The 25460-nt window shown below is 45.4% G+C and carries 3 protein-coding genes; 1 reads left to right on the top strand and 2 read right to left on the bottom strand.

Annotated elements, in window-relative coordinates; genetic code table 11:
• Nucleotides 1–71 precede the first annotated feature (71 nt).
• Nucleotides 72–1289, top strand: a complete 1218-nt coding sequence (locus NYE20_RS09580; protein ID WP_128740345.1) for a cytochrome P450 — start codon at nucleotides 72–74, stop codon at nucleotides 1287–1289.
• Nucleotides 1290–1333: 44 nt separating this feature from the next.
• Here the strand turns inward: NYE20_RS09580 and NYE20_RS09575 are convergent, their stop codons facing one another.
• Both NYE20_RS09575 and NYE20_RS09570 read right to left on the bottom strand, forming a co-directional pair.
• A complete protein-coding gene (locus tag NYE20_RS09575) occupies nucleotides 1334–8968 on the bottom strand; it encodes a beta-ketoacyl synthase N-terminal-like domain-containing protein (RefSeq protein ID WP_339185043.1) in 7635 nt (2544 codons plus the stop codon).
• Between the two features lie 14 nt (nucleotides 8969–8982).
• Complete coding sequence (locus NYE20_RS09570; RefSeq protein WP_339185227.1) at nucleotides 8983–25449, bottom strand: amino acid adenylation domain-containing protein; 16467 nt, start codon at nucleotides 25447–25449, stop codon at nucleotides 8983–8985.
• Nucleotides 25450–25460 lie beyond the last annotated feature (11 nt).

Raw genomic sequence — 25460 nt, 5'->3', positions numbered from 1 at the left:
CATTCTGTTTTTTGTAAACTAATTCAGCAATTTGATTCATCTATTTACCCTATTAGGCGAGGAGAATGCAAATGGAAAAATTGATGTTTCATCCGCATGGTAAAGAGTTTCATCACAATCCTTTTTCAGTTTTAGGGCGATTTAGAGAGGAAGAGCCCATTCACCGATTTGAATTAAAACGGTTCGGAGCCACATATCCGGCCTGGTTAATTACCCGATACGATGATTGTATGGCCTTTTTAAAAGACAATCGAATTACAAGAGACGTAAAAAATGTGATGAACCAAGAACAAATTAAAATGCTCAACGTTAGTGAAGATATCGATTTTGTATCCGATCATATGCTGGCAAAAGACACACCTGACCATACCCGCCTGCGATCACTTGTTCATCAAGCATTTACTCCCCGAACCATTGAAAATCTGCGCGGCAGCATTGAACAAATTGCTGAACAGCTTTTAGATGAAATGGAAAAAGAAAATAAAGCGGATATCATGAAATCCTTCGCTTCCCCTTTGCCTTTTATTGTTATATCTGAATTGATGGGAATCCCAAAAGAAGATCGGTCACAGTTTCAAATCTGGACCAATGCGATGGTTGATACCTCTGAAGGTAATAGAGAGCTGACAAATCAGGCTCTTCGTGAATTTAAAGATTATATCGCCAAGCTGATCCATGACAGAAGGATAAAGCCAAAAGACGATTTAATCAGCAAACTTGTGCATGCTGAGGAAAACGGCAGCAAGTTAAGCGAAAAAGAGCTCTATTCGATGCTGTTCTTGCTCGTTGTAGCCGGCCTTGAGACGACTGTTAACTTACTCGGCTCAGGCACACTCGCATTGCTGCAGCACAAGAAGGAATGTGAGAAGCTCAAGCAGCATCCTGAAATGATCGCTACAGCGGTTGAAGAATTGCTGCGATACACCTCACCTGTCGTTATGATGGCAAATCGGTGGGCCATCGAAGACTTTACATATAAGGGGCATTCGATCAAAAGAGGAGACATGATTTTTATAGGCATTGGATCTGCCAATCGCGACCCGAATTTTTTTGAGAACCCCGAAATATTAAATATAAATCGGTCGCCTAACAGACATATTTCTTTCGGTTTTGGCATTCATTTCTGCTTAGGAGCGCCTCTTGCCAGGCTGGAAGGCCACATTGCATTTAACGCACTTCTGAAGAGATTTCCTGATATTGAACTTGCGGTTGCACCTGAAGACATTCAATGGAGAAAAAATGTCTTTTTAAGAGGATTAGAAAGTCTCCCTGTTTCACTTTCAAAATAACATTCAAAACGCCCCCTTTTAAAAGAGGGGGCGTTTGTGTTTTCTCAGCGCTTCACCAATTCATCTGTTTCTTTTTCTTCCCTCGCTTCATGTTTCTTCCGGAAAGCCTTAAGGAAATTCGCATTCACTACTCCCCTGTTTGAATAAAGCTTTTCACAAAATTCTAACATGGCTGTTGACGCTTTCGGTTCGGTTAATATCATGAAGTGGTTGCTAGAATCGACATCCACCAGGTGGAAATGGGGAATTTGCCGCTCCCATTCCTCCCAATAAGCAGCTTGATCAAACGGTTCTTTTTCATTTGATAAAGTGAAATAAGTGTCTAAATCACCAAAGAAAGACCTGCTTTTGTTGCGGAAATAATAACATTTTACCGTCTCAGGATCAGGGAGAGGCTTAACAGTGTACGACTCCAAATCATAGGCGCGCTGTGTTTTCATCATTTGCTGAGCCTGCGCACGTATTTGCTTATTTGGTTTGTTTAGCCCTCGTTCTTTTGCCAAGTCAATCAACTCAGACAGGAATTCTTCATCCTCTAAGCTTATGTCCACCTCTTCACGGCTGATGAGAACATCCGTAAGCTTTTCCCGTTTCGCAATCGATGCCAGCAGCGTATTAATTGTTTGCAGCATTGACGTTTTCATAGATGCCTCATTCTCTTTTGTCTCAGAACGATATGGGGAGTCAATCATCACCATGCTTTTGACAGCAAGGCCTTGGCTTTGCAGCTGGCGAGTGACTTCATATGCAATCATCCCGCCTAAGGAATATCCGCCTACATCATAAGGACCTTCAGGCTGTATGGATCGAATGATCTCTATATAATAGGAAGCCATTTGTTCAATTCCGTGCAAAGGAGCAGAATCAGTCATGAATCCTCTGGCTTGAATGCCGTAAAAAGGGCGCTGGCTCTTTTGTGCAAATTGCTGATAGATTTCAACTCCTCCTACTCCGCCATGGAACCAAAAGACAGGGCGCCCCCGCTTGCCGTCATTTAACGGTATCAATTCCGGAAACGTGCGAGCTTGATCATTTTGTAAGGATGTATCCTCCTGTTTCTTTGCGATCAAGTCCATCATGTCCTGAACAGTATGGCATGCTTGAAGCTCCGTCAAGGCAATGAGAGGGTCCACCTTTGATTGCAATTGCTGTAATAACTGTATGCAAGAAATTGAATCAAATCCATACTGCTGCAATGGCTTATGAGGCTGCAGTTCATCCGGAGCCATCCCTAGTACATTTGCTAATATGTGATGATCGCTGCTGTTGTTGATACGCTCATCCTGTGAAACAGAAGGCGTATTCTCTACTGCTTGAAAGCCGTTCCAGCAGCTTCTCTTTTCAAATGGATAGGTTGGCAACGGTATTCTGCGGGCACCTTTTCCTTGATAAAGCTTCTCCCATGGGATTTGCACCCCTTTTGTCCAGCAAAACGCGATCTTTTCAAGGTTGTTTTCAGACAACAAAGTCTCGATCACCATTTCTCTTAATGGACCATCCAGCAAGGCTTCGAGATCTGACGAGCCATTTTCTGCATTTCCGCTAAAGACAGGTATAGAACTTTTCGGCTTATCGCCTTTTTCTGCAGCTAAGTGTTCTTGCAAGCCGATTACCAGTTCTTCTTTACTGCGGACGACGAGCGCCAGGCGGTCTTCCATTTCCTCTCGGCCGGTTTGGAGTGTATAAGCATAATCTTGTAATGACAGTGCTTGTTGTTTATTCAGATAGTCAAGCTGCTGTTGAACAATTGCTTTTAGCCTGTCTTGATTCTTTGCAGAAAGAACTACAATGTGGGCACCATTCTCACTCATACTAACCGGTGGTTTTGGTAAAGGAATATATTCTTCTAAAATGACGTGCGCATTTACGCCTCCAAAGCTATAGCTGTTGATACTCGCTCTGCGCGGAATTTTTTTGCCTGCATCGTCACTTAAATCCCTCCATTGCTGATTCTCGGCAGTCACGCGGAAACGGGTGCCCTTTAATGACACCTGGTCATTCAAAGACGAAAATCCGGTTATGCCTGGTATTGTTTGATGCTTCATCGCCATGCTGACCTTCATAAGAGCAGCCATGCCTGATACGAGTTCACCGTGTCCGATGCTCGGCTTTAAGCTGCTGATATAACATGGCGCTTCCTCCCGTACTTCCTGTGGAAGTTCCAATTCGAGCTGACTGCAGCCTGACTTTAACGCCTCTATTTCTATCGCGTCTGCCAATGGAGAGGCGATCCCATGTGCTTCTATATAGGTCACCGTTTTGGGATCAATTTGCGCTCCTTGATAAGCCTTCAGCATTGCATCCTTCATGCCGGCCGGATTTGGCGCGTGAAGTGACATTCCCCTGCCGCCATGCGATACACCTGAACCTTTAATAACCGAATAAATATGGTCAGAATCTTCAATGGCTTTTTGCAATGGTTTAATGATGAGAACTCCTGCTCCTTCACTTCTGACAAAGCCATTTGCATCTGCTTGAAAGGATTTGGCCTGTCCTTTCTCACTCAAATAGCCCATTGAGTCAAAGCCAATAAAGCCTTTTGGTGAAAGCAGCAAATTCACAGCCCCGACAATGGCTTGCTCACATTCGCCATTTCGAATGGATTGTATAGCTCTGTGCAAAGCCACTAGAGCTGAGGAACAGGCAGCTTCATAATATTCACTTGGCCCTTTTACATCAAGTGCATAGGATATACGGTTTGGAATTAGGGAAGGAACCACAGCTGTATCCGTATTGCCGGCTGCGACAAATACCCCTGTCGGGCGGCTGGATACAACCTGCCCTGTTAAGCCTGCATCTTCCATCGCCTTCCATGCATGTATCAAGAGCAGAAACTCCTGTGGGTCCATATTCGCCGCTTCTTTAGGCGATATGCCAAAAAACAGGGGATCAAACTCACCTATTCCTTCTATAAAACCGCCCCATTGAAGGCTTGATTGCCCTTCCTTATCGGCTGCGGCATATTTGCGCCAGTCCCAGCGTTCTTTCGGCACTTCAGAGACACAGTTCTTTCCCTGGATAAGGTTATCCCAAAATTCCGTTACGCTGTTTGCTTTCGGAAACTGTCCCGACATGCCGATAATGGCTATGCCGTCTGCCGCGTGTTCGATTGTTTTATCCGTGTTCGTCTCGTATGCCGGAATCTGTTTCATTTGGTTTTCAATTTGAGCTGGGCGTTCTTCCTGCTGATGAGCTTCACCAAACAGCTGAGCAAATGATGCTTCATGTTTGTCCGCAAAAAAGTCGATTAGCTCTTGAATAGTCGGATATTCAAAAAACAGAGTCGGATTTAATTCGATCTTTGTCTCTGCTTCCATCTCCCTTGTCAGTGCAACCAATTGAGAAGAATCGATTCCAAAATCCATGATATGCGCTTTTGCAATTGACAATTTTGACGGATCGGCCATGTTTACTGCCAGTTTATCTGTTACATAGCTTCTGATACGAGCTTTCAGATTGCTGGCTTTGATGGCCTTATTTTGATTTCCTCTTTGATTCGAAATACGAAGCTGTTTAAGCGAGTAGCCCGAGTAGTGCAGCACTGTTTCTGACGACTCATTGATCACATCTACATCAAACAGCAGCATGTCACCTGTATTCTTAACCAATGTAATCAAAAGCCAGCAATCCCCTTTTATCGTTTGCTTTGTAAACTGGATATCATTGATTCCAAACGGCAGGAAGCCGCCTGTCATGTCAAACTGCTCTAAGAAACTGAGGATAGCCAAGTACGCGCTGTTTGTGATCAATGGGCTTACAATGTAATGGTGCCCATTTGCCGGCCCGCTTTGGGGCAGGCGAATTTTTGCCAGTATAGACTTGTGGTCTCTGTAGAGATGAGTAATTGTCTTAAATAACTCTCCCCATTCAGGACCGTTTCCGGTTTTATACATCTGATCGATGTGATGAAGCTTAGTTAATGAATGCTTAACGTTCTCGATATTGACTTTTTTTGGCTCAAAAGAACCGATTCCGCATTGTCCGATTGCGGCAGGCTTCCACAAACCAGAGGACGGCTCGCGATACATGATTTGCAGTTCTATGACTTGATCTTTTTGCAGCGGCTTTGCCTGAAGTTCAATGGTCTCGCCTTGTTTGATGACAATTGGACTGGTATAACTTAATTTGCTGATACGGCCGCTGTTTTCCTCAGGGAACAGGTTAAAAAATGCTTCAATGGCCAGACTGCCATATGTGGCACCGACAAGCACCCGTTCATTGTTGAAGACGTGTCCTTGAACGTAAGGCTCATCATAAGTGAATTGATCTTGAATGACCGGCTGATTGATATTGTCTTCAACATCTGACGATTTCTCATTGATAGACGATACATCGAAATGAAATGATGTATTATGGTCAAATGCATAGTGAGGCAGATGAACCCAGCCTGTTCGGTTCCCTATATCAGCTTCTTTAAAAGCAATCGATGCCCCTTGTGCCCATTGCTCTGCTGCGTTTATTTCTCTATCCCTAGATGCTGATTCCGCACATGGCTGTAAATCGAATGATGTATAGATGCCTTGCTGGAGTGAGCTTTCTCTTGATGTTCGGAACACCTTTAGTTTTTCGAACAGCTCTTGAGTTGATGTCACTGTAAATGCAGCCCTATGCTCTAAATTATGGTTTCTCCTGTGTAAAGCCTGTACAACGGGTTCAATATCCAGAGAAGCTTCCTTCTCTAAAAACAATTGCATATTTTCTAGATAGCTAAGCAGGCTCCATTTTGTTTTGGCTGAGAAAACGGCAGTGAATTCCTGCTGGCGGGGAGCGATATGTTCTTTCTCAGGGGCCGTCTCCATATATTCTTCTATAATAAGATTGGCATAGGCTCCCCCCGCTCCGAAGGAATTGATCATGCTTCTGCGTGGCAATTGTTTTCCAGTTTCAGGATCATTCAAGCGATGCCATGGCTCTGTTTCTTCCTGAAGATAGAAAGCCGTGTGTTCCAGCTTAATATTTGGATTGACAGGCATCGCATTAATTGTCGGCACCAGCGTCCCTTTCTTCATCTGCAGCAGCACTTTTGTCAGCTGAGAAATACCGGAAGCCGCCTCTAAATGCCCCAGATTGGATTTGACAGAGCCTATCGCACAAAACTGTTTCTTGTTTGTATATTGTTGAAACGCGTTTGTTAAGGCAATTACTTCAATAGGATCGCCCAGCGCCGAACCATTTGCCGCCGATTCAATATAGCCGATAGTCTCTGGATCAATGCCCGACTGCTGAATCGACTTGACAATTAACTTTGCTTGCTGCTTCGGGTCCGGAGCTGTATACATCTGTCTTCCGCCGCTATGGTTGGCAAAACTGCTTTTGATCACAGCGTAAATATGATCCTGATCTTCCATCGCCTTCGAAAGCGGTTTTAACAGGACAGCTCCGACGCCTTCCCCGGGAATAAGCCCGTTTCCTGTGCCAAAACTTTTGCTTTGATTGCCGCTTCCCAGCAGATTGGCACGCTCCAAAGAATCATATTTAGAGAGATCGAGTGTTAAATTGACACCTCCAGCAATCGCCATTGAGCAGTTTTTCAATTTCAGGCTTTCACACGCAAGATGTATGGCGTTTAATGAACTAGAGCACGCTGAGCTGACAGCGATACTCGGTCCGGTCAGGTTAAAAAAGTGGGAAACGCGATTTGCAATGTGCCAGTCTCCCCCATTTGAGCTGAGGACTGCCTGCTCTAAAGATGGGATATTCCAAAAATACTGGTTATACATATTCCCTATAAAAACACCTACTCCGTCATCATCCCGCAATTTATCCAGCCGGGTTCGCGTATAGCCGCCGTCCTCAAACGTTTCCCAGACGGTTTCTAAACATAAACGGAGTTCCGGTGTCATTTCCATCACCCGATTTTGCTCCACCTCAAAAAGCTGATGGTCAAATGCCTCTATATCTTGTAAAAATCCGCCATAGCGTTTCTTATTTGCCGGCTTTTTTGGATCTTTTGATAATGTTTTCAATAAAGATGTGCGCCATCTGGATTCCGGTGCCTCTGTAATACAATTGTCTCCGGCGATTAAATGCCCCCAAAGCTCTTCTAAACTGTTAGACATCGGATAGCGCCCGCTTACCCCGATTATTGCGATATCTTCTGTACTAGAATCATTAAAATGTGTTCCTTGCAAATTACTTGTCTTTTCTTTTTTTGGTGGTTCGGTATTTGCTAGCTGAGTTTCAGTGACTTCCTGCTCTGTAACAAAGCGGCGTGTATGAAAAGTAAATGGCTTATTAGGATCTGTACGCTCTGTTTGAAGTGGAGCTGCATTTTTTGCAGGCTTCGTTTTTTCCTTTAACAATGCTGTCCGGAGCTTATTTTCATGCCCCTTTACTAAATATTCGACGAGTTCTTTTGTGTTGTTATGTTCAAATAAAATGGTTTTTGGAAGCTCTCCCGTCACTTTTTCTAATTCACGAATGAAATTCACCTGCAAAATCGAATCAATTCCATACTTCTCAAATGTCGTATCTTCGTGAATACGCTCTGGTGATAGTTTGATTGATTTTGCCAGCGTATGCTTCACAAATTGTGCCGTTTGTTCGATGAGAGAATCGCTTTCCTGTGAATGATCGATTTCAGCATTCATTTGTATATGGCTTGGATCTTCTTCTGCCCCCGTTCTCTTCTTTTGACGGACGACTCCGTTACTTTCAGCGGCAATGATCTGCTGGCCGAGCTGATGCGATTGTTCAGCCATAAAGGAAACATAGCGAAATCCTTCACTCTCAAGCACCGTTTTCCAAGTATCCGGATACAGGCCCGGGCAGCCCGGAATGCGGAGATCAGGATCCTCATACAGCCACCAGCCCTCTAAAAGGCCGAACGTCAAATGCGAATATATATTATGATCACTAATTTCATTTAAAAGGAGCAGCCCGTTTTTTTTCAAAACTGCTTTTGCATTTCGCAATGTCTGCCGGATATTTTTTGTGGCATGAAGCACATTTGCCGCGATGACCGCGTCGTAGCCTCCCGCATCAATATGCTGTTCAGACGCAGGCTCCTCGACATTAAATCGTTTATATGTCAAATATGGATTGTCAGGACCATACTTATTTTCTGCATGCATTAAAAAAGCTTTAGACAGATCTGTATAACAATATTCTTTTATATGTGTCTGCCATGCTTTCAATTTTTGAAAAACAGCCGCGCTTGTCCCGCCGGTCCCGGCTCCGATTTCTAATATTCGAATCTTCGCCTCAGGCTCTTGCTTCAGACGTTCTTGCAGATAGGCTGTTAACGTATCTGCAAGAACATCATTAAAATAGTCTGCGACTTGATTGTTTTTATAGACCCCTTCTACTAAATCCATAGATGAATTCGGAAACAGGATATCGGTGGCTGACGCCTTGCCGGTCAGAATCTCCGGCAAGGCTTTAAGTGCTGTCTCCACCAATGTCACCATGGCTTTCATATTATTGTCTTGAAGCAGGTCAAATTTTTGTTCATTCCATTCTTTCCACAGCTCGCTCATGGTGCCTATTGAGCGTGTTGGAATATATCCGTTCTCCGTTCGCTTGAGAAATTGATGCCGTTCTAAAATCGATTGGCTTTCTTCAAACCATCTGCCATAGAAATTCTCCAATACCTGCTGGGATTTACTTTCTGTGAAAAACCCTATGGACTGTAATTGTGCGAAAAGCATTTTACAGAGAATGTCTTCTGTGTTCAGCATTGGCGCTTCCCCTCCTATAACAGTTGTTGAATCTTTGTGCTGTCACCCGGGTGATAGCTTCGCAGCTTTTGAATGGCGGAGCCGTGAGTTTCCGGGTACACTTCAATCGTTTCTTCTGCCTGTTCCGCTTCATCATTCGTTTCGTTTGCCATTTTCATCATTACTAGCTGCTTCAGCGGTCCCCCGAGCAGCAATTCCAAAGCTTCCATTGCTTCAGGGGCTTCAATTGAGCCTATGCCTGCCTGAGACATTCTCTTCTGGTAATCCTGTGATGAAACAACACCAATGCTTCCCCAATAACTCCAATTCATCACGGCTACTGTACAAGGCCATACGTGAGACAGCCGCTGTGCAAAAGCATCCTTAAAACTGCAGCCCGCAGCGTAATTGCTTTGTCCGGAAGCTCTTGCAAACGATTGTACGGAAGAGAAAAACAAAACAAAATCCAGTGGTTCATGCCGGAAAACTTGAGCCATTCGCACGCTTACATCAACCTTTGCAGCAAGAACGTTTCTGAAACATTCCTCACTCATATTCATCAGGCTTCGGTCTTGTAAGACAATCGCAGAATGGATGATGCCGTTGATTTCACGATGCGTTTGTTTCATTGTTTCATACGCGCGTTCTAATTCCTCTCGGTTAGCCGCATCTGCTTGAATGTAATACGGGGCTGGCCCTAGACGTGCAAGTCTGTCCAGCTTGCTTTGAATGGCTGCATCCTTTTTCCTTCTGCCAATCCAAACGATCTGCGCCTGATATGTTCTGATCATATATTCACTCCACGCCTCACCAATACCGCCAGCTCCGCCTATGACAACATAAACACCTCCGTGCTTATACTTCGTGTGCACCGGTTGATTGTTGTGTACTGGAATCAAACGAAGCTTATGCCAGACCTTGTCTCGATAGGCCCACGTATTCCCTTCTTGATCGGCAGGCAAGGAAAGGAGTTGAGATAACGGCAGGTCTTCGTATTTTTTAACATCGATCAGCTTTATCTGCCAATTTGGATATTCTTTTGTCATTGAACCGATCAGGCCGTGTACCCCGGCATCGACCGGGTCGACAATATCATGCTGATCAACATATTGTGTGTTCACCGTCACGACCGTCCAGCTTATCTCCTTCTGTCCATAGCCTAAAGAAAGCATTGCCTTAATGAGCCTATACATTTGAATGACGCCTTGATCTTGGGCTTCAATCATTTCATCGCCGACTTCGCACTCTGTCACACGAGATGGAGACATCCACACGATGTGGTCAAACGATCCGAGTGCTTCAAGCTGGCCTGTAATTCTATGAATTGATGCGTTCGGCTCAATGTACAGCTCCTTGGCAAACGGAAACTCCCTTTGAACAGCTTTTCTGCTGTTGTCATCCCCTCCGAGGATGACAACACGCTCATCAGCAGGCGAAATGATCCTCTTCTCCAGCTGCACTCGATCCCATATCGGCGCCATAAGAAGCGCTCCGTTAAGAGTTGCTTTGGAGTTTCCTAGTGATGTCGGCCCGTCTGGCGGTTGTATGCCTTCTTCCAGCAGCCTTGAGGTAATCCCCTTGATTCTTACACACACTCGGCCTTGTTCATCACACAAATCAATATCCAGTCTCTGTATTTTGTCCTCATTAGGACGAGATGTCACAGACACCCACATTTTATTTGTACACGGGCTGAATATTTCTAGCTCTTGCAGTGCAAAAGGCAGAGAAAGCTGCTCGTCACCGGAATTCAGCTTTAGCCCGATCGACGCTTGTAAAGCAGAGTCGGCCATACTTGGATGAAGAACGAATTCATTCAGTGTGTGAGTTACACCAGCAGGCAGAGAAAGCTCTGCCAAGGCTTGATTGCGGCCGATGTAAAGCCGATCTATCCCTTGAAAACCAGGTCCGTAGTCAATGCCGATCGCCTTAAACAATTCATAACACTGGTCGTGTGAGAGTGTGCTTAAACTGCATTGGTCTTGAAGCGCGCTGATATCCTGGACTGGAATGTCTCCTGCCCCGCGGATTGAAGCACTGCCTTGACAATGTATCTTTCGATCATTGTGTGCAGCCTCTGTATAGACGTTAAAAGCAATCTCGCCGTCCTGCTGGGGATTTAGACTGATATCCACTTGCACAGGCTGGCCGTCCGCCACAATCGGCTGCACCCACACAACATTTTTGATGTGAATAACAGATTGTTGATCTTCGGTTCTTCTCACTGCTCTTGTAACGGCAGCATGAACCATCTCAAGATATGCCACGCCCGGCATAACCGGTTTTCCCTTCACCTTATGATCGGCGAAAAAGAACTCAGCACCTGTAAAGGCCGAGCTGAAACGCTGCTCTGACAAATCAGATGTGTTGACATGTATCAATGGATGCAAAGCTGCTGATTCGACTGTTTTTAAAGCTGTTTGATGGGCGGCTGCCTCCTCTTTCGTATCCGTTATCCAGTAGCGTTCTTTCGCAAATGGATAGGTAGGGAGGCTGATGCGTTTCGGCTGTTTGCCGTCATACAGTTTACTCCAGCCTATTTCCATGCCTTTTACCCATAAATCAAGCAGGCTTTCATATATGTGAGGCTCCCAGCTATTGTTGAGCGTTTTCTGTACTTCGTCATCTGATCTCAATGTTTGTGCGATACCTTTTTCTGCTCTGCCTCTGTACATGTACTTCGCATTGGTGCCCCCTTCTATAAAGAGGTTCAGTTTTTCCAGCAAGTCCCCAGTCGAGACAGCGATGATCCCTAATCTCTCCTCCATTGCATCACGCCCCTCTTGGAGTGTATAAGCAATATCAGTGAGTTCACGAGCAGTGATAGATCGCTTGCTGATAAAGTCTGCTAATTGCCGGGCTTGGTCTTTCAGACGATCTTCATCCTTTGCCGACAAAATAAAGATGCCCGGGTGCTGTGCTGTCACAGCTGGTGCTGTTGCAGGATGGGTTGTTTCTTTCGGAATATATTCCTCAATGACCACGTGGGCATTGACGCCGCCTATCCCGAACGAACTGATGCCTGCGCGGCGCGGCAGCTCTCGGCCGGCTTCATCCCGAAGCGCCTGCCACTCTCTCGATTCCTGCACAATATAAAACGGGCTGTCATCCAGTCTGATATACGGATTAACAGTTTCACTGTACAGACTTTTGACAAGCGTTTTATGCTTGAGCTGCAATAACACTTTAATGACACCCGCCACACCGGCCGCAAGCGATAAGTGACCGATGTTTGTTTTCGCTGATCCAAGTCCGCAATGGCTGCCATGAACAGCCGGGTCCCCCGTTTTTTCATACAGCTCTTTAAATGCCGCTTTTAAGCCGTTGATTTCTACTGGATCGCCCAACTCGGTTCCAGTCCCATGCGCTTCAATATAAGTTACGGTTCTTGGATCAATTCCCGCTTTTTCATATGCTGTTTTTACGACATCCGCCTGAGCTTTCGGATTAGGAGTCGTTAGAGAATTTGCGCGGCCACCGTGGTTTACCGCACTTCCTTTAATGACACCGTAAATATGATCACCGTCTCGTTCAGCCGCTGTCAGCTTTTTCAGAAAGAGAATGCCGGCACCTTCACTGACTGCGAATCCATCGGCTTTGTCAGAAAATGTTTTGCATCTTCCTTCTTTGCTCAACGCCCCGGCCTTATCATAGGCGATATGGCCTTGCGGAGTTACGACCGTGTTGACCCCTCCCGCAATCGCCATTTCACAGTTTCCATTTTCAATGGCGCAAACCGCATGATGAATGGCGACCAAAGAGCTTGAGCACGCAGTGTCGATCGGTTCACTCGGTCCATGAATGTTCAGGAAATAACTGACTCTATTCGGTCCTGCAGAAGGACTCATATTCGCAGCCGCTGAGCCTTCGATGTCTACATTTGACAGAAGTGAACTGTACCCTGTGTTTCCTGTCCCGATGAAGATGCCCGTTTTGGTTCCTGCCAGGCTTCTCGCTGAGTGTCCCGCTTCTTCTACCGCCTTCCACGCATAGGTCATTAACAGGCGCTGCTGAGGCTCCATCTGCTCAGCCTCCAGCGGAGATATGCCGAAGAACAATGGATCAAAGTCAGCTACTTCATCAATAAAACCGCCCCATTTGACGTTTGTTTTATTCGCTTCTTTCAGAGGGTCTCCGTAATACTCCTGCCAATCCCAGCGGTCTTTTGGAACCTCTGTAATACAATCCGTGCCCGATAACAGGTTCTTCCAATATTCCTCAATGTCTTTTGCCTTTGGGAAAACGCCGCTCATCCCAACAATCGCAATAGGCTCAGGCTTGTGATCAGCTTCCTTTTGCATTGGTGTTGCCGAAGGTTTTACAAAGCGGTTTTCAGTCGAAAACATCATATTTTTTATATTCTGTTCGACAGGCTGCATCAGCACCTCAGCTTTGGCAGGCGTTTGAGCTGTAAAAGCATTTGGATATTCTTCTGACAGATACCCTGCAAATGCATAAACAGTTGCGTGCTCAAAGAAGATCGTAGGCGTAAGATCCAGCTTGTACTTCTCATTCAGTGTATTTGCGAATTCAGTTAACGTAATCGAATCAAATCCATATTGATTAAACTCCATGTCCGGGTCAATCTCTTCAGGTTTGATTTTGAGCAATTGAGAGATTGTTTGCTTTAAAACTTCTTGAATGTGGTCAAACATATTCCCTTGATCCATTCTTGCTTCAGATGTCACCCGTACTTGCACTGTTTTCATTGGTACATCATCAGAAGATGGCTTTTGAGTCAGCTTTTCCCTCATCATGTCTTTGAATCCTTCCATGACGATGACTTGATCTTTGCCAAATGCCAAAGCTTTATACAGCGCTTGAATGCCGGTCTCGGTCCGCATTGGAGTCACACCTGTGTTTTTCAACGTCATGTTTTCAATTTCTTTATTCGCGCGCATGCCGCCTTCTTTCCAGAGCGGCCAATTGATCGACAACGTTTGCCCGTGTCTGTACATAGCGGTTACAAGCGCATTTCGATAAGCAGCATACCTGTCCATAAATGCGTTAGCCATTGCGTAATCCGCCTGTCCCGCGCTGCCAGCAACACTTGATATTGAAGAAAAGAGGATAAAGAAATCTAACGCAAGATGCTCGGTTGCCACATCCACATTCACAAGCCCTTTCACCTTAGGAGCTAAAACTTGTGTCAGCTCTTCATTGGTTTTGCTCATAAGATAGTTATCTTTAATCAGCCCTGCGCTGTGAATGACGCCATTCAAGTCTCCGTAATCAGACGTAATGCTTGTGATAAGCTCTAAGGCTGCTTCCGTTTGTGTTACGTCTACCTGCCTGTATTCTGCGCGAGCCCCTAATTGCTGAAGCTCGTTAAGCTCCGCCTGCTGCTCCGCATTCAACTCAGATCTGCCTGTCAGAATGAGAACAGGCTGTTCAGATTGACGAGCAATCTCTTTTGCAAAAATAAACCCAAGTCCTCCCGCGCCGCCCGTGATGAGGTATACACCTTTATCTCTCCACGGCATGCTTATTTCCCGATCATCTATTTGCATTTCATCCAGATCATTGATGTACCGTTTGCCTTTTTCATATTTGATGTGCTGATCTTCTGTGTGCCTTTTATTCTCTTTCAGTTTTTCTATTACACTTTCAACATTTTCATGTGAATCGATTTCAATCGTCTGGCCGATTAGTTTTTTATTCTCCATACCGGCAGTTTTAAGGAGCGCCGATAGCCCTGAGAATGAGTACTGCTTTCTTTGTGCAGAGGTAAGCAGCTGGATCAGAACATTGCCCTGAGGTATGCTTTTGAGAAGACCCTGGACCGTCTCAAGCGCTTGTTCGGCATAATCCTGGAACCTCTCTGCAAGTCCTTCGCGGAATGACTCCAAAACGATGCATTCCGCTCCTGTCATTCTTGATTCAATGCGATCTTTTGAGAGGCCATTCATGTCGCAAAGCATGACAATGTGCCGTTCGTAATGAGGCTCAGGACTTTCTTTTTTAAAATCCTTAGGCACCCATTTTTCTTCAAACATCAGGGTTTCCAGCGTTTGATCAGATTCCGCCGATCCAGAGCCGCCTTCCGCTGCTCTGAAAGATAATCCTTTCATCCGTACGCAAACATTGCCGCTCTCATCTAAAACATCAATATCGCGCTTTTGCACCTTATCAGTTGCCTTGCTGCCTTGGCTGTATCTTGCGTAGACCCACATTTCTGACGAACATGCTCCGAAGACTTCAAGCTCCTGGACCGCAAAAGGCAGTGTCAGCTGGTTATCCCCGGCGCCTGTCAAAATGCTTGACGCTTGCAAAGCAGAATCCATCAGCCCAGGGTGCATTTTGTATTGGCTGAGCGTATCTGCAGCTGACGGATGCAATGACAATTTTGCCAAAACAAATTGTTCAGCTGTATAGATTTTTTTCACTCCGCGATAAGCAGGACCATATTCAAATCCAATCATTCGATAGGTGTCGTATACTTCGTTTACGCTGAAATGGCTTTCCTGACACTGCTCCCGCAGAGATTGCAAATCAACCGCCGGCAGATTTCCAGCAGGATTCAATACCGCGCTGCCTTGACTGTAGACGATTGACTGTTCGCCAGTAACGTCTGAATGACCATAGATTTCATAAGATATCTCACCATTTTCTCCCGGTAAAAGCCTAATGTGTACTTGCTGCGGCTGATCCTCTACAACAATAGGCCGCACCCACACCGCATTCTTTAGCTTCATGATGCGCGGTACACCTTGTACCTCTGCGGCCTGCTCAACAGCTGCCCGCGCCAATTCAAGATGAGCCACTCCCGGCAAAATCCGTTGGCCTTTCACAACATGATCAGCAAGGAAAAACTCTTCTCCCGTATAAATAGAGCTAAACCTTTGTTCCGAGAGATTCGATGTGTTTTGATGCATTAATGGATGCAGCACGGCTCCGCCAAGGCGGGAGGCTGCTTGATTTGCATCAATGCTGCTGCTTTTTTCAATATGATCAGAGATCCAATAACGGTCTTTTGCGAAAGGATACGTCGGCAAGCTGATGCGCTTTGGCAGATTCTCGCCATACAATTTCGTCCAGTCTACATCAAGCCCCTTTACCCATAATTCAAGCAATTTTGCATACTTTCCCCGTTCCATCCATTTCTCGACAGCTTCTTGAATCTCTTCGTCCTCTGTCAGCATTTGGAGTGTGCCTTTATCAATCCTGCCTTTAAATACATCCTCCACACCGCTTTTGCCTGCTGCAAAGTCTTTTAACTTTTGCTGTACATCCTCAATGGAACCGGAAATAATCCCGAGACGTTCTTCCATCGCATCCCGTCCGGCTTGCAGTGTATAAGCGATTCGGGCGAGATTTACGTCACTATATGTTTGCTTATCAAGCGCATCTGCCAGCTGCTGTGCATGTTCTTTTAGCCGCGCTTCATTTTTAGCCGATAAAACGAAAATACCCGGATGTTCCGGCGTGATGGATGGTATATTCTCATCGGATGCTTCCGGAATATATTCCTCGATAATCACGTGGGCGTTTACCCCGCCGATTCCAAATGAACTGACACCTGCCCGGCGAGGAAGCTCTTCTCCCCGTTCATTTTTCAGCGCTTTCCATTCTTCCGTTTCCCGTACGATATAGAACGGACTGTTTTTCAGCTGAATGTATGGATTCACGTTTTCGCAATGCAGACTTTTCACTAAGGTTTTATGCTTAAGCTGCAATAATATTTTAATAACTCCTGCTGCACCGGCTGCCAGCGATAAGTGGCCAATGTTTGTCTTTACAGAACCTAAACCGCAGTAAGGATTGGCTGATGTGTCTCCTTCATTTACACCCAATGCTTTAAAAGCTGATTTCAAACCGTTAATTTCAACCGGGTCTCCAAGCTCCGTCCCGGTTCCGTGGGCTTCAATGTAGGTCACGGTTTTCGGATCGATTCCCGCTTTTTGATATGCCGACTGAATAACATCTGCCTGCGCCTTCGGATTGGGAGTCGTTAAAGAGGCTGCACGGCCGCCGTGATTGATTGCACTGCCTTTTATGACTCCGTAAATGTGGTCTCCCGCTTCTTCAGCCGCTTTTAATTTTTTCAGGAACAGTATGCCGGCACCTTCCCCATGTGCAAAACCATCGGCTTGATCTGAAAATGTCTTGCATTTTCCTTCTTTGCTCAGTGCTCCCGCCTTATCAAAGCTGATATACACCTCAGGAAGGATAATCGTATTTACACCGCCGGCTAATGCCATGTCACAAGTGCCTTCCTCAATTGAAGAGATGGCATGGTGGATCGCCACTAGTGAACTTGAGCACGCTGTATCAATCGGTTCGCTCGGCCCGTGCAGATTAAGGAAATAACTGACCCGGTTCGGACCGACCGATGGGCTCGTATTGGCTGCCGCTGATCCTTCTATTGCCGAATTCGCTTTAAATAGAAGAGAGCTGTATCCTGTATTTCCCGTTCCGATGAAGACGCCGGTCTTTGTGCCTGACAACCTTTTCGCCGAATATCCTGCATCTTCGATCGCTTTCCAGGCGTAAGTCAGCAGTAAGCGCTGCTGAGGTTCCATTTGTTCAGCTTCACGCGGGGAAATGCCAAAGAATAATGGATCAAAATCTGCAATACCGTCAATAAAACCGCCCCATTTCACGTTCGTTTTATTGACTTCCTTCGCCGGATCACCTTCATATTCACGCCAATCCCAGCGATCTTTCGGGATTTCCGTCATGCAGTCTTTGCCCTCTTTTAAGATGTTCCAGTACGCCTCAACGTCTTTCGCCATAGGGAAAATCCCGCTTATGCCCACAATGGCAATTGGCTCAGGCCCAGCATCGCTCTGTATGGCGTTTGGCAGCGTGACTTGCTGCTTTCTGCGTCTTTTAGCTTTGGCACGCACGGCTTGTTCCTGTTTCGCAGCAGGCTGAAGCTGAGCCGATGCAGCGCGCACAGCAAATGTCTTCGCAAATACCGATTGATATTCTTCTGACAAATGCTTGCCAAACGCATGAATCGTCGGGTGGTCAAAAAATACGGTTGGCGTCAGCTCTAACTGATAGGCGCGATTGATATGGTTGGTGAATTCAGTCATGGAGATAGAATCAAAACCATACACCGTCATCTCAGCATGATCATCAATCGTTTCAAGCTTGACCTTTAACAGCTTGGCGATCTCTCGCTTTAACATCGCCTTTACTTTATCCAGCAAACTGTCTGTATCAATGCTATTTATTTGTTCAGTCATGTGTTCTGCTTCCTTCTTTTCCATAGGTGCGGAGGCGTTTTTGGCCAGCATGTTTTGTTTTATTTTCTGTACATCGCCTTCGATCACCATTACTTGGTTTGCCTCTGAATGAAGTGCTTGATATAATGCCTGAATTCCTTTTTCTGCCCTCATAGGAACAATACCGGCCAGTTGCACAAGCCTTTTCTCAGTTTCTTGATCGACCTGCATGCCTCCATCTCTCCATAAAGGCCAGTTTACAGAAAGCGTCTTCCCATGCCGCTGGCTGAGGTCGGCAAGCCTATTTCGATAGCCTGCATACATATCCATAAATACATTGGCTGCCGCATAGTCAGACTGGCCAATGCTCCCTAAACTTCCTGAAAGAGATGAAAAGAGAATAAAGAAGTCTAAAGGCAAATCCTTGCTCGCTTCGTCTAGATAAACAAGCCCTTTTACTTTAGGCGCCAGTACATCGTGCAGATCTTTTGCCTGTTTATTAACCAGGTAACTGTCCTTGATGATTCCGGCACTATGAAGAATACCGTTCAGACGGCCATATCTTTTTTGAATGTCGTCAATGAGCTGATAGACTTCAATTTTATTGGTAACATCTGTTTGCCGGTAGGTGATGTCAGCCCCCTTGCTATGAAGCTCTTCCAGCTTTTTGCTTTTGCTTTCGCTAAGAGGTGAGCGGCCTGCCAGAATGACTGTCGCATTTTTCGTTTGTTCCGCAATTTCCTTTGCAAAAATATGACCTAGTCCGCCGGCACCTCCTGTAATGAGATAAACGCCATTGTCTTTCCACGGTTTGCTGCCGACGCCTTTTGCCTGTTTAATTTCACGCCAATCAGCAATATACCGTGTCCCGTTTTGATATTTGACATATGAATCGCCGCTCATTTGATTTTCTAACAGTTTGCCAGCGATGCTTTCTCCACTATCTTCACCGCTGACTTCAATCATTTGGCCGGTTAGTTTGGCATTTTCCTGACAAGCTGTTTTCAGCAGTCCTGTCAACCCTGAAAACAATTGCTGTTCTCCCTCTGCAGAGGTTACGATCTGAACGAGAATGCCGTCCTTCGGTTTCATACGAATGATCTCTTGTACTTTTTTAAACACTTGTTCTGTATAAGAATGGAAACGCCCATCTACTGAAGAAGGCCTTGCTTCCAGGCTGTATACATGGACATCCTCGATGGCTGCTTCAATCTGTTCTCTCGTCACATGATCATATTCACATAGGAACACGAGATGCTCTGCATATTTTTTTGCAGCTAAGCTGTTAGCAGCCTTTTGTTCTTGCCAAACGGGCTGAAGCAATAAAGTTTCAGCGTTGATTTTTGATGGTTCGGTTTGTATATCTGCCTCCATCACTCTCGTCGAAAATCCTTTCAGCCGCACGCAGATCATGCCATGCTCATCACATAGGTGAATATCGACTTTCTGTATCAAATCTCCTGGTTTGTTTTTCGAGTTGAATTGAACATAAACCCACATGTCAGAAACGCACTGACGAAAGACCTCAAGTTCCTCCAGGGCAAATGGCAGTGCTGCCTTAAAGTCTTCAGTGTCTGAAAGTTCCGCTCTGACGACATTTTGCAAATATTCAGCCGCCTGTAACGCCCCGTCCATTACACTTGGATGAAGAACATAATCGCCCAACGTATGTGCAACAGATTCTGGCAGTGATAATTTGGCAAGCAGCTGGCCGCCGCCTTTATATACGGCCTCTACACTCTTGTAACCTGGACCGTAATCGGCGCCGATCATCCCTTCATAAAACGAGGCAGCATCCATTCTGCTTTGATCACATTGTTTCTTGATCTTAGAAAGATCCAGTGCTTTTTCTCGCTTTAACTGAATCAATTCCGCTATACCTTGGTTATATACAACTGGTTCTGCATCAGCGGATTCCGGCTCACCATACATCCGATAAGCAATGTGTCCGCCATCTTCATCGTAAAGTCCGATATTTACCTGAACCGGCTCACTTCCTGCTACAACCGGGCGAATCCACACGACATTTTTCAGCCTGATTCCAGTTTCATGATCCTCCAATCCGCCAATTCCTTGTTCTATAGCGGCTCTTGCCATTTCAAGCGTGACCGCCGCCGGCAAAATCGCCATGCCTTTAATGATATGCTCGGCAATAAAATACTCTTGTCCTGTGAAAATGGAGCTGAAACGCTGCTCTGACAGAACCGATGTATTATGGTGCACCAAAGGATGCAAACGAGATGGTTCAATTGTTGTGATAGCGCCGGTGCTGCTTTCAGGCCAGTATCGTTCTTCGGCAAAAGGGTATGTCGGCAAGCTGATGCGGCGTGGCTTTGTATTTGGATAGAGCCTGCGCCATTCAACGTGAAAGCCATTTGCCCACATCTCGGCAAGCTTTCTCAATTCTTCTTTTGATATCCGTGATGAAGCCATATCATCTGCTTCAGCATTTCCAAGCAGCTGTTCAGCGGATGTCATTCTCGTTTTTTCTCCTTGGATACAGCCTTCTGCGAGCGGCTTTCCAGTCACAAAAGCTTCCAGCTGATGTTTCCACTCTTCCAGATCGTTCACTATAAAAACGATCCTGTTATCCATTGCTTCACGGCCGACTTGGAAGGTATATGCAATATCTCTTAAAGAGAAATGCCTTTGCTCGTCTTGACTGATATAGGACAGCATTTCCTTCGCGTATACTTGGAGCCGTTCACTATTTTTTGCTGATATAGGAATGATGTAAGGCTGATTGCCTTCGTTTTCGGTACCTGCATCAGAAATGTTTTCATATTGCTCAAATATTGCATGGGCGTTAGTTCCGCCAAGGCCGAATGAGCTCAGAGCCGCCCGATGGACACCTGCGTGTTTCTCTAACGATTTTCGTTCACGGACAACATAAAAAGGAGAGCTTTCAAACTTTATATCCGGATTCGGCTCCGTACAGTTGATGGTCGGTGCAAGTTCATTATGGTATAAACTCATCGCAACTTTAATGCATCCGGCTAACCCCGCAGCTGTATCCAAATGGCCAATATTCGTTTTCACTGAACCAATTCCGCAAAATTGTGTTTTGTCGGTGTATTGCTTGTACACTTTATTTAGAGCAGACATTTCAATAGGATCGCCTAATTTCGTTCCCGTACCGTGTGCTTCAATATAACTGACCGTTTCAGGATGGATCTTGGTTGTATCCAATACATGCTGTATCACTTCTGTTTGGCCTTTTACACTAGGCGCATAGAAGCCGGCCTTCTCTGCCCCATCATTATTGATGCCTATTCCGCGCATAATGGCATAAATATGGTCTCCGTCTTTTACGGCATCCACAGCTTTTTTCAGCAGGATGACTGCTACGCCTTCACCTCCGGCCATTCCGTCAGCCGAAGCATCGAACGCCTTCACATGCCCGTCGCTTGAAAAATTCAACCCGTTTTGGTGCACGTAGCCGATCGCTGATTGTGCGTGCAATGTTGCGCCTCCGACAAGCGCATATTGTGATTCGCCCGATGTCAGGCTTTTGTATGCTTGATATAAACCGACTAGTGATGAAGAACAGTTAGAATGAACAAAATAGCTTGGCCCTTTTAATCCGAGCTTATGTGAGATCATTGTGGGAATGGTTCCGCTTTGGGCTAAAACCCATGAGACATAGCCATCCGGTGATTTATGTCCTTCTGTTGTCTCCTTCGGCAATAACGTTCTATATGAATTGCTGCTTGCAGACATATATACGCTTGTTGCCGGAATCTCCTTAGCCACATATCCTGCATCTTCAATCGCTTTCCAGGAGTGCTGCAATAAGAGGCGGAGCTGAGGGTCCATATACTCAGCATCTTTTGGCGAGATTTGAAAGAAACCGGGATCGAATAAGTCTTTCCCTTCGATCACAGATTGCACCGGCACATAGTCAGGATGCTGTATCAATTCTTCGGGAACTCCATTTGCGCGAAGCTCTTCTTCAGAAAAGAATCGTATGCTTTCTTTGCCTTCTTTGATGTGGTTCCAGAAGTCATGATGATTTTTCGCACCCGGGAACTGGCAAGATATCCCCACAATCGCAACACTGTCGTCAAAATAAGGAGGAATCTTCTGTTCTAGGTGTTTTCTATCTTTTTTGATATCATAATGATCTTCATTTTGTGTCCCGGCTAGATCTGAGTTTTTCATCTCCAAAATGTATTCACTGATTGCACGGATCGTGGAATACTCAAACAGCTCAGTAACATGAAACTCACAATCGAATTCTTTTTTGATTCGTTCAGCCACAGCTACAGCCAGAAGCGAATCGCCGCCCGCATCGAAAAATCCGTCTTCCGGCCCAATTCCGCTGACCTTGAGCGTTTCCTCCCAAATGCGCAGCACCTGATCCTCTATTTCCGTTAATTGCAAGTGATTTGGTTTCCTTCTGTTGAACACGATATCGCGTTTTTCTAATTCTTTACGGTTCACTTTTCCGCTGGGCGATAATGGAAGCTCATCTAAGCGGATAAAGTGTGAAGGTATCATATATTCGGGCAGACTCGATTTTAGATGAAGGCGCAGATCTTTTGGATTGGCAGAGGCATGTCCGCTTTCCTCTGTATAATAAGCAGCGAGCTGTTGATGGCCCTCCAGCTGCTTCACCACTACCGCCTGATCTAAAATGCCCGGAAATTCACTCAGCTTTGTTTCTATTGCGCCCAGCTCTACGCGAAAACCGCGTATTTTGACTTGGCTGTCAATCCGTCCCAAGTATTCTATGTTGCCGTCAGGAAGCCACCTTGCTGAATCACCCGATTGATATAGCTTCGTCCCTGGTTCAAAGGGATTATCAATAAATTTTTCAGCCGTAAGCCCCGGCTTTTTAAAGTAGCCTCTTGCTAAGCCGGCTCCAGCGATGCAAAGCTCACCAGGCTTTCCGATCGGGACAGGCTTCAAATGCTGGTCCACAATGTAAATTTTCGTGTTGGAGACAGGCTTTCCAATCGGTGTATGGTGACTCGCGATATCTCCTTTTCCGCATCCGAAATACGCAGCGTAAATGGAGGCTTCCGTCGGTCCGTATATATTTTCAACACGGCAGTTTGTAAAGAGTGATACCGCCTTTTTCACTAATTCTTTAGGGAAGGCTTCACCTGCAACCATCATATACTTCAGCGGACCATCCTCTGTGAATCGCTTGTTGTCTTTCGCTATTTCTAAAAAAACATGCAGCATGGCCGGCACAAAATTAATGTGAGTCACTTTATATGTTTCAATATAATCCATGCAAAGCTGCGGTGATTTCTCCCCATTAGGCGGAAGAATCACAAGACGGCCGTCTCCAATAAACCATCCGAATAATTCTGAGATCGATACATCAAACACATAGTTCGTCTTCAATAGATATGCATCCTCAGCCGTTACAGGATAGTGAGATTCAAGAAAATTCAGGGTATTCATAATGCTCCGATGCTCTACCATAACCCCTTTAGGCTCTCCAGTGCTTCCCGATGTATAAATAATATAAGCGAGGTGTTCCGGTTTTACTTCCCGCTTTAAACCGCTGCTTTGCTGGTCTGTATAATCGTTTCGGCAAGCTAACTCGATATTGATCGCTTTTACACGGCTGCCAGTTAATCCGCTAATCCTATCATGAACGTTAGGTTGGGTGAGGACAATGGATGCCTGACTGTCTTTGAGCATGTACTCTAATCGTTCTTGCGGAAAACTTGGATCTAACGGCACATACGCTCCGCCAGCTTTCAGTATTCCTAAAATTCCGATGATCATATCAAACGAACGCTCTGCACAAATGCCAACGGGCTGTTCAGGTCCAACACCCTGATGTTGAAGGTAGACTGCCACAGATGTGCTTTTTTCATCTACTTCTTTATATGTAAGTGATCTGTCTTCAAACATGACAGCAACCGCATCAGGGATTTGTTTCGCTTTTTCCTCAAACACCTCATGTATACACTTGTCATTTGCGATGTTTGTCCCTGTCGCATTCCATTGTTCCAGCAAACTAGTTTGTTCTTGATTTAATTGCAAAGAGTAAGCTTCAAGCGGCAAAGACGGGTCCTCCATCATGTGCTGCGCGAGCTTCATATAGTTCTCCATCATGCTTTCAATGGAGGACAGTTCGTACAAATCAGGGTTGTACAGAAGATGAAGCACTGTTTCATTTTCTTGCCCATATATTTCGAGCGCCAGCTCAAATTCACCCTCTTGCCGAATGTCTTCAATATATTCGATGCCAAGCGTTTGATACGGTTCGAGCACTTTTTGCAAACCTGTTGCCTGAAAAAAATTTTGGTACAGAAAGGCTGTTTGAAAAACCGGAGAATCCGCGGCCGAGCGGTCTACATTCAGCTCTCTTACCAATGCAGGAAACGGAAACGCCGCATGATCCAGACCGTCAGCCACTGTCAGCTGCAGTTCCCGAATAAATGCTGTTAATGGCTGAGATCCGATATTCTTGCTCCGAACAGCCATCATATTGATAAAATAACCGATTAGGGTTTCAAATCTGTCTTCTTGCCGACCCATTGTCGGAACGCCAACAATGATATCCTTTTGTTTTGTATAATGATGCAGCAGTACTTTGTAAATGGAGAGAAACACAACCGATTCATTCACATGATTGGTGCGGGCAAACGATTTAATTTGATTTCTCAGGTGATGGGGGAGCAAGCTTTTATAAGCTTGCCCCTTGAATTTTCGTGCTGAAGACCGCGGACGGTCAGCAGGCAAATCAAGAACTGGCAGACTCCCAGACAACTGTTCTTTCCAGTAAGCGAGATGCTCTTCCCCTTCTCTGCCAGTCAGCATCCGTTTTTCCCAATCGACAAAATCGTAATAATCAGCTGTTGATGGCTGCTGCAAGGGTTCAATCCCATTCAGCAATTGTTGATACGCTTCGAATAGCGCCGATATCAATGTCAGCATCGACACACCATCAAATATGATATGGTGAATTGTTATAAGAACAATGCATTCTTCTAACCGATGAAAAAGGTGTGTGCGCCATAACGGACCAGCTTCCAACTGGAAAGGTTCTTTTGCTTTTTCTTTTAGAAAAGGCAAAATATCTGCTGATTTCATTGCTGATATATCCTCTTCCACAAAATAAAGATCCTTTGATAACTGAACCGATTGAAATGGAATGCCATTTTCTTCTTGAATCACACTGGCTAAGACCGGATATTGTCTCTGTACAAACAGAAGGGCTTTCTTGAACGTCTCTGCATGTATTGGTTTGCTGAAGCGAAAGCATAAAGGAATGTTATATGCACTCATCCCAGGAGACATTTTTTGAAGCATCCACAGCCCTTTTTGCCCTTCTGAAAGCGGGCTTTTCAACTGCCGCTTCATGCCTTTAAGAT

Source organism: Bacillus sp. FSL R5-0416, from assembly GCF_037975425.1.
Taxonomy (GTDB): Bacteria; Bacillota; Bacilli; order Bacillales; family Bacillaceae; genus Bacillus; species Bacillus subtilis.
This window is presented reverse-complemented; position numbering and strand designations above follow the sequence as displayed.

Excerpts from the sequence above, each read along its gene's own strand:
- NYE20_RS09580 (WP_128740345.1), top strand. The coding sequence starts at position 72 with ATGGAAAAATTGATGTTTCATCCGCATGGTAAAGAGTTTCATCACAAT.
- NYE20_RS09575 (WP_339185043.1), bottom strand. The coding sequence starts at position 8,968 with ATGCTGAACACAGAAGACATTCTCTGTAAAATGCTTTTCGCACAATTA.
- NYE20_RS09570 (WP_339185227.1), bottom strand. The coding sequence starts at position 25,449 with ATGAAGCGGCAGTTGAAAAGCCCGCTTTCAGAAGGGCAAAAAGGGCTG.